We start from the raw sequence: 12596 nt of genomic DNA, 5'->3' as shown, positions 1-12596 counted from the left end.
ATTTAATCAATATGTCTGTAGCCAAGAAAGAATACAAAAGAATTACCGTAAAAACCCTTGTGGATATGAAGTCCAAAGGCGAAAAAATATCCATGCTCACCGCTTACGATTACACCATGGCAAAAATTGTTGATGGCGCAGGTGTTGATGTAATTTTGGTAGGCGATTCTGCAAGTAATGTTATGGCTGGGCATGAAACAACTTTACCTATTACATTAGACCAAATGATTTATCACGCATCATCTGTTGTACGTGCTATTGATAGAGCATTAGTGGTTGTTGATTTACCTTTCGGAACCTACCAAAGTGATCCAAAGGAGGCTTTACGTTCTGCCATACGTATTATGAAGGAATCTGGTGGACATGCCGTAAAGCTTGAAGGTGGTAAAGAAATAAAGGATTCAATTAAGCGTATTCTAAATGCTGGTATTCCGGTTATGGGACATTTAGGACTCACACCACAATCCATTTATAAATTTGGAACCTATACTGTTAGAGCAAAAGAAGAGCAAGAAGCTTTACAACTTAAGGAAGATGCTATAATGTTAGAAAAAGCGGGTTGTTTTGGCATTGTCTTAGAAAAAATCCCAGCAGATTTAGCTAAGCAAGTCGCAGAAAGCGTTTCTATACCAATTATAGGTATTGGTGCTGGTGATGGTGTGGATGGACAAGTACTGGTGCTTCACGATATGATTGGGATGACGCATGAGTTTAACCCTCGTTTCTTACGTCGCTATATGAATCTTTATGATGACATGACCAACGCTATCTCTCAATATGTAGAAGATGTGAAGTCTGAGGATTTTCCTAATGATAAGGAGCAGTATTGATCTAGATTGTTAGACTTTTAGATTGTTAGACACATAACTGAAAAATGGCTCATAAATTTAAAGAATTACAAATTTGGAAAAGAAGTAGGTCATTCTGCTCAAGAATTTATGAAATAACATCAAAATTTCCTGATTCAGAAAAATTCGGACTGACACACCAGCTAAGACGTGCGTCGGTCTCTATACCTTCTAATATTGCTGAAGGGTCCTCAAGACACTCAAATAAAGATTTTGCTAGATTTTTACAAATCGCAATTGGTTCCGCTTATGAAATAGAAACACAATTGCTCATTTCTTCTGATTTAAAATTTATATCAGATATAGAACTAGAATCAATTCTTTCTGAATTAGATGAAGTTATTAAGATGATTTCAAAGTTTAAATCTACTTTAATCTAAAAATCTAACTGATCTAAAAATCTATTTTGTCTAAAACTCTATCAAATAAAACCAATCTTCAAGTCCTCTACGAAGACAATCATATCATCGTTGTCAATAAACGTGCTGGTGATATTGTGCAAGGAGATAAAACTGGTGACAAACCTTTAAGTGATGTTGTAAAGGATTACATAAAAGATAAATACGACAAACCTGGGAATGTATATTTAGGTGTTGTGCATCGTTTAGATAGGCCTACCACAGGTATTGTGCTGTTTTCTAAAACCAGTAAGGCCTTACCAAGACTCAATAAATTATTCGCAGAAAAAAAAGCCAATAAAACGTATTGGGCTTTGGTAAAAAATCCACCTCCGAATACAGAAGACCAATTAATCCACTGGCTAAAAAAGAATCCTAAAAAAAATAAATCAACAGCATATAGCAAAGAGGTTGATGGTAGTAAAAAAGCTATTCTTCATTATAAAATCATTAAAGCATTAGATAATTTTTATTTACTCGAAGTTGATTTAGAAACCGGAAGACACCATCAAATCCGTTGTCAACTTTCTAAAATCGGTTGCCCTATTAAGGGAGATTTAAAATATGGCTTTGATCGTAGTAATAAAGATGCGAGCATTAGTCTTCATGCAAGACGACTGGAGTTTGTTCATCCTGTAAAGAAAGAAAATGTAATCATAACCGCACCTGTGCCAAAGGATACTTTATGGCAAGCTTGTGAAAGTTAGAGTGTTCGGTATGGATATTTTAAATTGAGTTTAGTACCGTTTTCAGGCTGTGTGTTTAACTGAAAATCTGCATTTATCAACTCTGCACGTTTTTTCATATTGGTCATTCCAGACCCTTGCTCTGCAGTAGCTAAATCGAAACCATTACCATCATCTTCTACCTCAATGTTCAAAAATTCTTTGTGATAGTTAATTTCAACATTCAGATGTTCTGCTTCAGCATATTTTAAAGTGTTTGAAGTAAATTCCTGTAAAATCCTAAAGAGAATGATTTCGTCTTTATGGTTTTCAAATTCTACATTATCTCCATTAATAGTGAGATTTGCTTGTATTAAACCTGACTTATTTAGGCGTTCAATTTCATTCTTTACTGTGGCATCAAACCCTAAATTGAAAATGACATCACTATTTAAGGATTTTGATAAAGCTCTTACTTCGTCTAACGATTCTTTTAAGTATTGAGAAGCATTAGCAACTTTAGATTTAACCTCTTCTCCAACCACTTTTACTGCAGATTTCATTTGCATAGTGGCCAGCACAAGCATTTGTCCAACGTTATCATGAAGTTCTCTGCCTACGTGCTTTAGAGTTTCTTCTTGAATCTCTTGTTGGGTTTTAGCCAATTCTTCTTCAAACTCTTTTTGTTGTTTTATTTTATCAAGTAATAATTGATTTTTACGTTTTTGAAACATGATAAAAAACAGAACAAACACAACAATTATAATCAGGAAAAAGAAAATGACATAAGAAATTAAGGCAATTTCCTCGTTGCTGATGGTTTTTTGTATTGAATTGTATAAAGAAATCCAAATGTAAAGCATACGTATAAAAAAATGTTAGCAATTAGAAGATACAAACTTCTAAATTCAATGAAACTTTGATTGATCTCATAGAAATATGCATCAAAGATAAATAATGGAGTAACACATAAAAACCATAATAAAAGCCCTGAACTTATATAAAAATATGGCGATTTATAAAAGAACAATATCTTTTCGCTATTCAACAATTGCTTATAATATAGCATCACAAAAACGAATACGACAAATGTACTTAAAAGAAAATCATAGGGTATTGATTTTATAAAAAACCCGCCAGAAAAAACAAAATACAATACCGAAAATATTACATATAAAATTATAATTAGCTTGATAATATTTTTATCTATTTTACTCTTTATCAGTTTGTTATAAAACACCCCAAACAAAAGAATTGTTGCTAGGTTAAATAGATTATAAAGCCATGAATTGTAGCAAAAAACACTGTTTTTTATCCAAATAAATATCTCATTATCAAAATTATACTGAAGTATGTAACCGTACATACCAATTGTCTCAACAATGACCATTATCCAGAGATACCATACAAATGGTTTTATTTTATAATCTCTAGTTTTAATGTAATAGATTGATCCGGCAACGGCTGCAATTAACTCTAATATATGGAAAAGGAATACGTTAAAATTCATTCCATCTTAGTCAGTTTTTTACTGTGGATAATTAGCGCCTGGTGGCATTCCATTCCCTCCATGATTTAACCCTGAACCACCTGGTATATCTCCACTCTCTTGAAACATAGGAAAGACGCTACCTTGAGACTTATTCATATAACCAGTTGGTATAAAGAACATCGTTGTTAATCCTGTTTCTTCACCAGAATTTGGATGCGCTCCTAAATAAACACGGATTCCATCCATGGTATAACCTAATTCACCAGCCTGGTTTTCTGCATAATTAATGTAGTTCTGAATATCCTCAAGTTTCCACCAAGAAGAACGATTATCACCTCCGTCAGCAGAATTCTTATAAAGAGAATCATTAATAATGCGATGTTTAATGTTGTACGCTTGATCTAAAGTCTTTGCCTCTTTGGGCGTAATCAACCCTTTTGGTTCTGTGATTGGAGATTCGTTCTCCATTTCCATAGATCCACAACAATAATAATACATCGCCAAGGCACCTAGTAATACACCAAGAATAAGTAATCCTAATTTTTTCATAATAAGTCTTCAAATTAATTAATAGTTGAGCCTAAATTATTGAAATTAGTTAACAAAAAAAATTATTATTAATTGTTTTCTTACAACTTCAGCCTTTTAGTCTAAGATTTATGATGTTTCCAGTAGTTTTTTGACTCAACACATTAATGGATTTTTCCGTTAATTGAAGTACTCTAGGATAACCTCCAGTGGTCTGGCAATCTCGCATCAAAACTATTAAATTGCCCTTTGGTGTAAGCTGAACTGTTCCCGGCAAAACTGGTGAGGTTAGGATAGACTCAAGATTATTTTTCAAAAGTGGCTCTAATTGATAGGCCATGCGGTTATTGTATTTTGAAACTTTAAGTTCAGAATTAATAAGCTGCGTTTTTAGCTCGGTTGATAATTTATTGAACTCTGGTCCTTTATACACTTCGAGAATATCACTTAACACTACAGAATCATCAAATTTTACTGATGCCTTGGATATACTATAACTGCTATCATTACTCGCGTATTTTAACGTATCACCTTTACTGATGGTGTTGAATTCTGTAATGGGACTGTACTGGCTTCGGCTTTCTAAAACTTCATTGGTTTTAAATCCGTCTTTTATGGCTAAATAGGTTCTAAATCCCGTTTTAGTCTTTCCAAAACTTATAATGTCATTTTTTTCCACGCCTATGACTTCGCTTTGTTTTACCAAACTATTATTCAACTTTGTATTCATTACTGCTCCTGAAATGACTATAGTAGTTGGCTTTGTAAACTGAAATTCACCACCAATCATGGTCATTTCAATTAAAGCTGAATCCATATCATTCCCTAGTAGCAGGTTTGCGAACTGAGCGGAATATGCATCCATAAAACCAGAAACTGGTACTCCATAATTTCTAAAGCCAAAACGCCCTAAATCTTGAACTGTTGAATAAAACCCAGGTTTTAAAACTTTAAGCATTTTGTTTTATGGGTTTTAATTGATATGCTGATTTAGACATACGTTTTTCAATGTCTAAGTATTCACTCTCCTCAATAGGCCTGAACTTTACCTTATCTCCTGCTTTTACAAAACAAGGTGGATTTTGTGAGGACATAAAAAATTCTACTGGAGTTCTACCAATTATATGCCATCCTCCAGGACTGTCTTGCGGATAGATTCCTGTTTGCCGCCCACCAATGGCAACCGAACCTTTTTTAATATTGAGATTGGGTGTTGACTTTCTATCTAAACAGATCTTAGGAGGAAGTCCTCCCAAGTACAAAAATCCAGGTAAAAAACCGATGAAATATACCGTGTAAATTTCGTTAGAATGAAGTTCAATAATTTCATTTTTTGATAGCTTTTTTTGATTCGAAAAATCTTCTAAATCATGACCGAATTCCTTATTATAACAAACAGGTATTTCCCAAATAGAAGCGTTAGTGGATTCAACCTCATTTTGTTCATTATACATGGTTTTTAGACTCGAAATTTCATCATTGATGTTGTCAATAGTAAAATCATAATTTATTAATATTGAGTTGTATGTATTGATTACCTTAACTTTTTGTTTAATTATATATTTTTTGATGTTATTTTTAAAATTCAAGATGTCTTTTAAAATTTTTTCATCAATTATCGCTGGCCATTCAATTAAAATGGCACGTTCTCCATAGCGAGAAAATTTTAAATTATAAGGCATAAATTTTTAACTGATTTGAATTTTATATTCGGGCAGTTTTTCATTCAAAAACTTTAAAATTTCTGAAGCATTTTTAGTGTCTCCATGAACGCAAAAAGTTGATGCTTTTAGAAGTACTTCTACCCCATCAACTGTACTTACTTTTTGATGCGTTATCATCCTTAAGACATGGTTAAGAATTTCATCCTTTTCCGTTAAAATTGCATTATCCATTTCTCGAGACACCAAAGAAAGATCTGTATTATAGTTTCTATCTGCAAAAGCTTCATAAGTCACTTCAATACCTTCTGCTTCCGCTACTTTAGCAATGACAGAAAAGTAAGGCGCATAAAGTTTTAAAGGCAAAGCGATACTTTTTATAACTTCAACAATCACATTTGCTGTTTTCTCATCCTTTGCGGCCAAATTGTACAAAGCACCATGTGGTTTAATGTGATGTAACATAGCATTTTCTGAACGCAATACATTTTGAAGTACTCTAATTTGCTGCTTTAGACTGGTATATAAGTCTGCGGCTGTCATTTCTATAATCTTCCTTCCAAAATTAGTTTTATCGGGAAACGATGGGTGTGCGCCAATCTTAACATTATGTGCTCTAGCTAACCTTACGACTTCAGTCATTGTAAAGGTGTTGCCCGCATGACCACCACAGGCAATATTGCACGATGACAAATGTGGCATTAATTCAGGCTCATTGCCCATACCTTCTCCTACGTCAGCATTGATATCTATTTTTATTAAAAGACTCATAAAAACACCCCTAAAGTCCCCTCAATGGGACAATTATTCAACAAAACATTTAGATAAGATTAAAAACACTTAAAATTCCTTTTACACCTAAAAAGATAGTGATTATTAGAATTATAATTCCAAGAATGTTCTGAAGTTTTGAGTTTGTATAGTTCCCAAGGACAATCCGTTTGTTCATAACCCAGAGTAAAAATCCTGCAATAATAGGCAACAGCAAACCATTAGCGACTTGGGCAAATTTGATGATTTCAATAGATTTAAATCCAATTGAAGAGAATATGACACCTAAAACAAGAATACTCATCCAAACCGTTCTAAATTTTGGTGACTTAAGATTTGCTTCCCAACCCAAACAGCCACTCGCTACAAAAGCTGCTGCCAAAGGTGCAGTTATAGCGCTTGTAATGCCAGCAGCAAACAAACCGATGGACAAAAAGTATTTGGCATTAACACCGAACAAAGGCTCAAGTCCTTTGGCCAGATCTGATGCATTTGAAATATCTTGGTGCGGAATAGCAGAAGCAGTTATAATTATACACATCGACACCAAACCTCCTAAAACCACTGCGATTATTGTGTCTTTCCTGGCGTAACGTAAATCACTCTTGGATTGCCATTTGGTCTTTGCCAAGGACGCATGCAAGAATAAATTATAAGGCACAACAGTTGTACCAATGAGGCCAATAATGGTGAGAATACTCTTATCGGGAAATTTAGGAATGAGCATACCTTTTGCCACTTCCAAAATATCGGGTTTTGTAATAATAGCTGTGGTTAAAAATGCTAAACTCATCAGAATCACCAATGAAACTAAGGTTTGTTCAAGCACTTTATAATTTCCAATATAGAGTAAAATAAAGGCTACAGCACCTATAACAATGGGAATAACCGTGAAATTTGAGCTACCAATGACAATTTCAGGATTACCGAAAAGCGTTTGCACTCCCAAAGCTCCTCCACTAATGTTTCCAGCTTCGTAAGCTGCGTTACCAACAACAATAGCTGACAACATTAAACCAATCGCTAATCCTCTTGCTATTGGACTTTTTATTTCTTCTCTAATAACTTCAGACAAGCCCTTTTGGGACACAATACCCAATCTAGCTGCCATTTCTTGTAATACAATAGTTGCCAAAACCGATAACACTAATGCCCAAAGTAGTGCATAACCAAAGTTGACACCAGCCAAGGTACACAGTGTTACAGTGCCTGGACCTATAAATGCTGCCGCTACCAATGGACCAGGTCCTATATTTTTGAAGAATTTCCTAATCATTATCTATGGAATTCAAGGCATAAATAGCGAAACTACCTAGCCAATGCCCACCTTCGTAACTATCTCCTACAATACTTGGTAAGGAATAATTAATGTGTTTGTTGGCTAAATTTTTGAGATGATCAAATTCAGGAATACCATTGGCAATTTCGTTGAGACTCCATGCTCTTGAAAAGTTAACACCATCGAGATGCACGAGTTTTCCGTCCGTTCGGTCTGAGACTTTACCGACTTCGATATCAAAATCTTCGTTATTTAGCTGTGGCAAAAAATCGTTTACCCAAGCCATAAACTCATCTTTAGACAATATACGCTTCATTAAAGCCGCTTCTTCCAAACAAGGAGATAAAAAATCGAATCCACTTGGCTCCCATTCCAACGGACAATCTTGATCATCCATATAAAAATCCTTGGCTCGTTTTTCAATGACAGCTTTCAGCTCTGAATGCCCTACTGTTACTGCATAATCGTAGGCAAAACTTAACCCGAAGGCTGTATTTGGGTGCTCTCCCACTCTGATTGGGTAATTAAGTTTGGGTAGAAACTCTAAATATTTATTGACGATTAAATCTGTTAACGGTTGGAGGTTATTTTCCACTTCCCTTGCTGTAGAGTGATCCCATTTGTGTAGTTCTTCAGCTAATTTGAGCAACCATGCCCAACCATAAGTACGTTCGTAAGTTTTATTGTGCTTACCGTGGAAATAGGCGACTTCTTTTTCAATATTTTCTTTTGAAATACTTTGCACCAACCAACTCTGCATCTCGGTTTGCTTTTCCAAATCTTGAAACTGACGTAATAAGCTCACCATGCTCCAATGTCCATGAACAGCAGAATGCCAGTCAAAACAACCGTAAAAGGTTGGATGTAATGTTTTTGGTGATTTTAAATCGTCATCGCTTCCTAAGGTTTGACCGAGTTTGTTAGGATATTCAGTACCAACGCAAGCAAGTGGTAATTCTGCTAAACGGTTGGCTTGTTCTAGGTTTAAGGTTGGTATTTTTTCGTTTTCAATTTTGGCAGTTACGTTGTCAGCGTTCTTTTCCTTTTTGGTATTACAACAAAAAATAAAAAAGCAAAGCAACAGGACTATATGTTTCATAATAATTCTTTTAAATTTTATCAAAATTGCTCCATAGCATTTCGACTGTGCTCAATGTGACATGTAAATAGAAAACAGTTACCCTAACCAACCCTCTCTATCCAAACTTCGATACTGAATAGCTTCACTTATATATTATCCGCCCATTAAACCTTTAAAACCTTCAATTAGAATTTGTCCAAACCCAACACTTTTACCTTCTTTTACAATCCAATTAATAATATCAACACCTTGAAAATAAATTCTACTATATAAAACAGCAATCCTTTTTTTAATTTGACCTTGTGTTAATTGAGGAAGATATTTATTTAACTCTTTTAATTCTTCAATGATTTCATTTTTTTCCTCACTATCTTCAATTGAATCATCTGCAACTAAAAACCCAATGGTCTTATCTATAAAAATATTTAGTAAAGTTCTGTTCTTAAAAGATAACGCCTTATCATCACTTTTATCATCCAAAAAACTGAATACTTGAAAGAATCTATTTTCATAATCTCTTAGAACTTTATCTTTAGGATGAATGCTTATGTTCTCATATTTTTTTAGAATATTTAGCCAGTGATTAAATCTGTTCAATATTTCTTCTTTTGAAGAAGATATTATTGGCATATTAAATAAACCCTTTTCCCTATTACTACTTGGCAAATGTAAAACCTTAAAAGAGACGTGGTTATTTGAATAGTTCGGATTTGCAACACTAAATTTAAAGTCATAACCTTTTCTAGTATACTCAATTTTCAATTCTAAATTTTCATCTTTAACTATCCTGAGAATATCATCATTCTCTTTGACTTTATTTCTTAATTTTTGAAAAGTATTTTGTACATTTTCTAACAGTACAACTGGATAATCAGCATAATTCATAAACTCATTTGATTTTATTTGATTTTAAACTTACCCCAACCAACCCTCTCTATCTAAACTTCGGTATTGTATCGCTTCGCTAATATGAGCACCCAAAACATTTTCAGAACCTTCTAAATCGGCAATGGTTCTCGACACCTTAAGAATTCTGTCATAAGCTCTAGCAGAGAGATTTAAACGTTCCATGGCGGATTTTAAAAGCTGTAATGACGCATCGTCTAACTTGCAATATTTTCTGATTTGCTTGGTGTTCATCTGCGCATTATAATGCACATTTTCCAATTCTTTAAAGCGTTCGGTCTGTACTTCTCTTGCTTTAGTCACACGTTTTCTTATATCCACTGAAGATTCGCCTTTTCTATCGTCAGATAGTTTTTCAAAAGGTACTGGAGTCACTTCAATGTGAATATCTATTCGATCTAACAAAGGTCCTGAAATTTTACTGAGATAACGTTGCATTTCTGCAGGACTAGACGTCACTGGCGCATCTGGATCATTAAAATAACCACCAGGACTCGGATTCATACTCGCCACCAACATAAAAGAGGATGGATAGGTTACCGTAAATTTTGCTCTTGATATGGTTACTTCTCGGTCTTCCAAAGGTTGACGCATTACTTCCAGAACTTCACGTTTAAACTCTGGTAATTCGTCTAGGAATAACACTCCGTTGTGTGATAATGAAATTTCACCTGGTTGCGGATAGCTTCCGCCTCCAACCAGGGCAACGTTTGTTGTTCTGTATAATGTGTGCTTTATTGAAAATAGACTATACCCATCCTGAAACACAGTACTAGCAAAGAGATAAGCCAAAATACTGAGTTTAAAGTGTACTGATTGAACCCAGCCTATTTTCAATACATGAACCATAAGTATAAATGTAAATAATAAAAATAAACATTATGGAGAACTTAAAAATTTATGTAGGAACGTATGCAAAGTACAATAACGGAAGTATTGCTGGTAAATGGCTGGACTTATTAATGTATGACAGTTTTGAAGAACTAAAAGATGCTATTAGAAAGATACATAGAGATGAAATAGACCCTGAATACATGTTTCAGGATTGGGAATGCGATGTAATATTTGAAAGTTTAGGACTAATAAGTCAATCTTATATTTCAGAAGAAATTTACAATGTTATTGAAGCATTAAAACACTCTTATTATGATGTAGAGGTATTTAACAGTTATTGTAACGTGTTTGGAATGTACTCTAATGACATTAACGAACTTATTGAGCGTATAGAGGAAAGCTATTGCGGAGAATATTCAAGTGATATTGAGTTTGTAGAGAATTTACTAGAAGAAACTGGAAGCACTATTGAAAACCTTCCAAGCTACATACATATTAATTGGGAAAGCACTGCAAGAGATATAATGATGGACTACTCAACAGATAACAACTACTACTTTAGAAACTATTAATAATTTCACAATGAAAGCACGATATATAAGAATAAGTACTGCCTCTCAAAAAATCGAGAGGCAACTCACTAAAAAACATCCAAACGAAGCCGTATTTATAGACATTATAAGTGGTGCTACAGCCTTTAAAACAAGAGAGAAAGCCAAAGACCTTCTAGAGCAAATAAAAGGCGGTAAAATCAATTATATAACGGTGCATAGTATTGATAGACTTGGTAGAAATTTAATTGATATACTTTCAACTTTAGAGCTATTTGAGCAATATGGAATCATTTTAAAAGTTGATAATTTAGGTATTGAAAGCCACATTGCAGGAAAGCCAAACTTCGCTTTTAAACTCATTATTTCAGTTATGGGAAGTATTGCTGAAATGGAGAGAGAAACTATCTTAGAACGTCAAAAAGAAGGAATATTGTTAGCTAAAATAAATGGTGTTTACAAAGGAAGAGTCAAAGGTTCTAAAGAATCTAAAAAAGAATTTTTAGCGAGGCATAAGAAAACAATAAAACTGCTAAATCAAAACCATTCTTTGAGAAACATTGCTAAACTTTGTGATATTAGTTTAAGTACTGTACAAAAAGTAAAAAAAATATACTACGGAAATTGAAATTGACTCTTGGCAAAAGATAAACACCACTATCTAAAATGCTTAAAGTCCTAGCAAAAACAAGACCTAAAGAAATATTCTCAAAAGCTTTTATACTTTGCCATGGGATATTGATACGTTAAAAACATATATCAGGTAAAAATTGACAAATAGGTATTGTTAACACTCACTAAGAGCAAAGAATAAAAACTAAAATTTCAAAAATCTTAATTCAAAAATTCAAATTGAGACCCCACCCCTATTCGAAAAATCGACTTTTCCCTTTGGCAACATGGGGGTTAAACATATATAAACCCTAATGAGACAAAGAGAGAGAAAAAAACTTTAAGACAGTAAAGTGATTTAGGTATTTACCTATTGACAATGCTGTTATCAAAAGGGTTGCAAGGTTTTTAGCTTTTTGACAACCGAGGTAATCATATAAAGCAAGTCTTTATTTATTGTGCCAACATATTTACATACCAAATACCTAAAAGAAAAGCAATAACCAATATTGGTACATATAAATATCTAATTAAGTATGGACTTTCGTTTTTATACTTTCTTCGTCTAAACCATTCGACTAAAACAATGAAAAATAGTAGTGAACTAAAAGCAAATATTATCTCGTCTCCATAGTAATCATAACTATCAATTTCAACACTATAAACAAAGAAAGCAAAAAGGCTCGATAGTATTGTTGGCAGGATTAATTCACCCAAATAAGGTAAATACTTTGAGTTTAAGATTTTGTTTAGCATAAAGAATTGTTTACTGCTTCACCAAACCTCTAGGCAAAAAGATTAATTCATTAAAAAAAAAGAAGCGTGAGGTTTCAAGCCTTGCAGTAAAGAGGTTCGCCAAAACCTACAGTAAACAAGTACTAACTCACGCCCATTATGGACGAGAGCATTTCACTTGTTATTCTTACTGTTTAAAAATTGGCGATTTCTTTACTGAACAACAGTTTAACGC

General features: G+C 33.7%; 14 protein-coding genes and 1 pseudogene. 5 read left to right on the top strand and 10 right to left on the bottom strand.

From position 1 onward, the window contains the following. Nucleotides 1–11 precede the first annotated feature (11 nt). The 3 genes from panB to ACQ65V_RS11410 are packed head-to-tail and all read left to right on the top strand — an operon-like array spanning nucleotide 12 to nucleotide 1953. Nucleotides 12–830, top strand: coding sequence for a 3-methyl-2-oxobutanoate hydroxymethyltransferase (gene panB, locus ACQ65V_RS11420; RefSeq protein WP_430467993.1), 819 nt, complete (start codon nucleotides 12–14; stop codon nucleotides 828–830). A 44-nt stretch (nucleotides 831–874) separates the two neighbouring features. Then, the gene (locus ACQ65V_RS11415) at nucleotides 875–1228 is read left to right on the top strand and encodes a four helix bundle protein (protein WP_430467992.1); all 354 of its coding nucleotides are present in this window, start codon (nucleotides 875–877) and stop codon (nucleotides 1226–1228) included. A gap of 26 nt (nucleotides 1229–1254) precedes the next feature. After that, nucleotides 1255–1953: an RluA family pseudouridine synthase gene (locus ACQ65V_RS11410; protein WP_430467991.1), complete on the top strand. Its 699-nt coding sequence runs from the start codon at nucleotides 1255–1257 to the stop codon at nucleotides 1951–1953. Here the strand turns inward: ACQ65V_RS11410 and ACQ65V_RS11405 are convergent. From ACQ65V_RS11405 to ACQ65V_RS11365, 9 genes and pseudogenes are all read right to left on the bottom strand, one after another. Next, nucleotides 1950–2774 carry a sensor histidine kinase gene (locus ACQ65V_RS11405; RefSeq protein WP_430467990.1) on the bottom strand — a complete coding sequence of 275 codons (825 nt, stop codon included), beginning with the start codon at nucleotides 2772–2774 and terminating at the stop codon, nucleotides 1950–1952. The two genes, ACQ65V_RS11410 and ACQ65V_RS11405, sit on opposite strands and share 4 nt — an antisense overlap. Before the next feature lie 665 nt (nucleotides 2775–3439). Then, nucleotides 3440–3952, bottom strand: coding sequence for a hypothetical protein (locus ACQ65V_RS11400; protein ID WP_430467989.1), 513 nt, complete (start codon nucleotides 3950–3952; stop codon nucleotides 3440–3442). An 88-nt stretch (nucleotides 3953–4040) separates the two neighbouring features. Beyond that, nucleotides 4041–4889, bottom strand: a complete 849-nt coding sequence (locus ACQ65V_RS11395) for a biotin-dependent carboxyltransferase family protein (protein WP_430467988.1) — start codon at nucleotides 4887–4889, stop codon at nucleotides 4041–4043. After that, complete coding sequence (gene pxpB / locus ACQ65V_RS11390) at nucleotides 4882–5613, bottom strand: 5-oxoprolinase subunit PxpB (protein WP_430467987.1); 732 nt, start codon at nucleotides 5611–5613, stop codon at nucleotides 4882–4884. Before pxpB ends, ACQ65V_RS11395 begins: the two co-directional genes overlap by 8 nt. A gap of 6 nt (nucleotides 5614–5619) precedes the next feature. Then, a complete protein-coding gene (pxpA, locus tag ACQ65V_RS11385; protein WP_430467986.1) occupies nucleotides 5620–6363 on the bottom strand; it encodes a 5-oxoprolinase subunit PxpA in 744 nt (247 codons plus the stop codon). Between the two features lie 49 nt (nucleotides 6364–6412). Then, complete coding sequence (locus tag ACQ65V_RS11380; RefSeq protein WP_430467985.1) at nucleotides 6413–7639, bottom strand: Nramp family divalent metal transporter; 1227 nt, start codon at nucleotides 7637–7639, stop codon at nucleotides 6413–6415. Further along, entirely contained in the window at nucleotides 7632–8741 is a 1110-nt protein-coding gene (locus ACQ65V_RS11375; RefSeq protein WP_430467984.1) for a DUF2891 domain-containing protein, read from the bottom strand. Before ACQ65V_RS11375 ends, ACQ65V_RS11380 begins: the two co-directional genes overlap by 8 nt. Nucleotides 8742–8876: 135 nt before the next feature. Beyond that, complete coding sequence (locus tag ACQ65V_RS11370; RefSeq protein ID WP_430467983.1) at nucleotides 8877–9608, bottom strand: hypothetical protein; 732 nt, start codon at nucleotides 9606–9608, stop codon at nucleotides 8877–8879. A 30-nt stretch (nucleotides 9609–9638) separates the two neighbouring features. Continuing rightward, a pseudogene (locus tag ACQ65V_RS11365) lies at nucleotides 9639–10340 on the bottom strand (YifB family Mg chelatase-like AAA ATPase); the annotation flags it as partial. A 170-nt stretch (nucleotides 10341–10510) separates the two neighbouring features. On the opposite strand from ACQ65V_RS11365, the gene ACQ65V_RS11360 reads away from it, so the two are divergent. Both ACQ65V_RS11360 and ACQ65V_RS11355 read left to right on the top strand, forming a co-directional pair. After that, nucleotides 10511–11035 carry an antirestriction protein ArdA gene (locus tag ACQ65V_RS11360; protein ID WP_430467982.1) on the top strand — a complete coding sequence of 175 codons (525 nt, stop codon included), beginning with the start codon at nucleotides 10511–10513 and terminating at the stop codon, nucleotides 11033–11035. Nucleotides 11036–11045: 10 nt separating this feature from the next. Continuing rightward, the gene (locus ACQ65V_RS11355; RefSeq protein ID WP_430467981.1) at nucleotides 11046–11642 is read left to right on the top strand and encodes a recombinase family protein; all 597 of its coding nucleotides are present in this window, start codon (nucleotides 11046–11048) and stop codon (nucleotides 11640–11642) included. Between the two features lie 437 nt (nucleotides 11643–12079). On the opposite strand, the gene ACQ65V_RS11350 is transcribed toward ACQ65V_RS11355, so the two are convergent. Continuing rightward, on the bottom strand, nucleotides 12080–12382 hold the full coding sequence (locus tag ACQ65V_RS11350) for a hypothetical protein (protein WP_430467980.1): 303 nt from the start codon (nucleotides 12380–12382) through the stop codon (nucleotides 12080–12082). Between the last annotated feature and the right edge of the window lie 214 nt (nucleotides 12383–12596).

It is taken from the genome of Winogradskyella ouciana, from assembly GCF_965284585.1.
GTDB lineage: Bacteria > Bacteroidota > Bacteroidia > Flavobacteriales > Flavobacteriaceae > Winogradskyella > Winogradskyella ouciana.
The sequence above is the reverse complement of the archived record's forward strand: the minus strand, read 5'-3'. Positions and strand labels throughout refer to the sequence as shown.

What these genes read in the sequence shown, in the direction of transcription:
- ACQ65V_RS11395 (WP_430467988.1), bottom strand. Translation starts at nt 4,889, where the DNA reads ATGCTTAAAGTTTTAAAACCTGGGTTTTATTCAACAGTTCAAGATTTA.
- ACQ65V_RS11360 (WP_430467982.1), top strand. Translation starts at nt 10,511, where the DNA reads ATGGAGAACTTAAAAATTTATGTAGGAACGTATGCAAAGTACAATAAC.
- ACQ65V_RS11350 (WP_430467980.1), bottom strand. Translation starts at nt 12,382, where the DNA reads ATGCTAAACAAAATCTTAAACTCAAAGTATTTACCTTATTTGGGTGAA.
- ACQ65V_RS11375 (WP_430467984.1), bottom strand. Translation starts at nt 8,741, where the DNA reads ATGAAACATATAGTCCTGTTGCTTTGCTTTTTTATTTTTTGTTGTAAT.
- panB (WP_430467993.1), top strand. Translation starts at nt 12, where the DNA reads ATGTCTGTAGCCAAGAAAGAATACAAAAGAATTACCGTAAAAACCCTT.
- ACQ65V_RS11415 (WP_430467992.1), top strand. Translation starts at nt 875, where the DNA reads ATGGCTCATAAATTTAAAGAATTACAAATTTGGAAAAGAAGTAGGTCA.
- pxpB (WP_430467987.1), bottom strand. Translation starts at nt 5,613, where the DNA reads ATGCCTTATAATTTAAAATTTTCTCGCTATGGAGAACGTGCCATTTTA.
- ACQ65V_RS11405 (WP_430467990.1), bottom strand. Translation starts at nt 2,774, where the DNA reads ATGCTTTACATTTGGATTTCTTTATACAATTCAATACAAAAAACCATC.
- ACQ65V_RS11380 (WP_430467985.1), bottom strand. Translation starts at nt 7,639, where the DNA reads ATGATTAGGAAATTCTTCAAAAATATAGGACCTGGTCCATTGGTAGCG.
- pxpA (WP_430467986.1), bottom strand. Translation starts at nt 6,363, where the DNA reads ATGAGTCTTTTAATAAAAATAGATATCAATGCTGACGTAGGAGAAGGT.
- ACQ65V_RS11370 (WP_430467983.1), bottom strand. Translation starts at nt 9,608, where the DNA reads ATGAATTATGCTGATTATCCAGTTGTACTGTTAGAAAATGTACAAAAT.
- ACQ65V_RS11355 (WP_430467981.1), top strand. Translation starts at nt 11,046, where the DNA reads ATGAAAGCACGATATATAAGAATAAGTACTGCCTCTCAAAAAATCGAG.
- ACQ65V_RS11400 (WP_430467989.1), bottom strand. Translation starts at nt 3,952, where the DNA reads ATGAAAAAATTAGGATTACTTATTCTTGGTGTATTACTAGGTGCCTTG.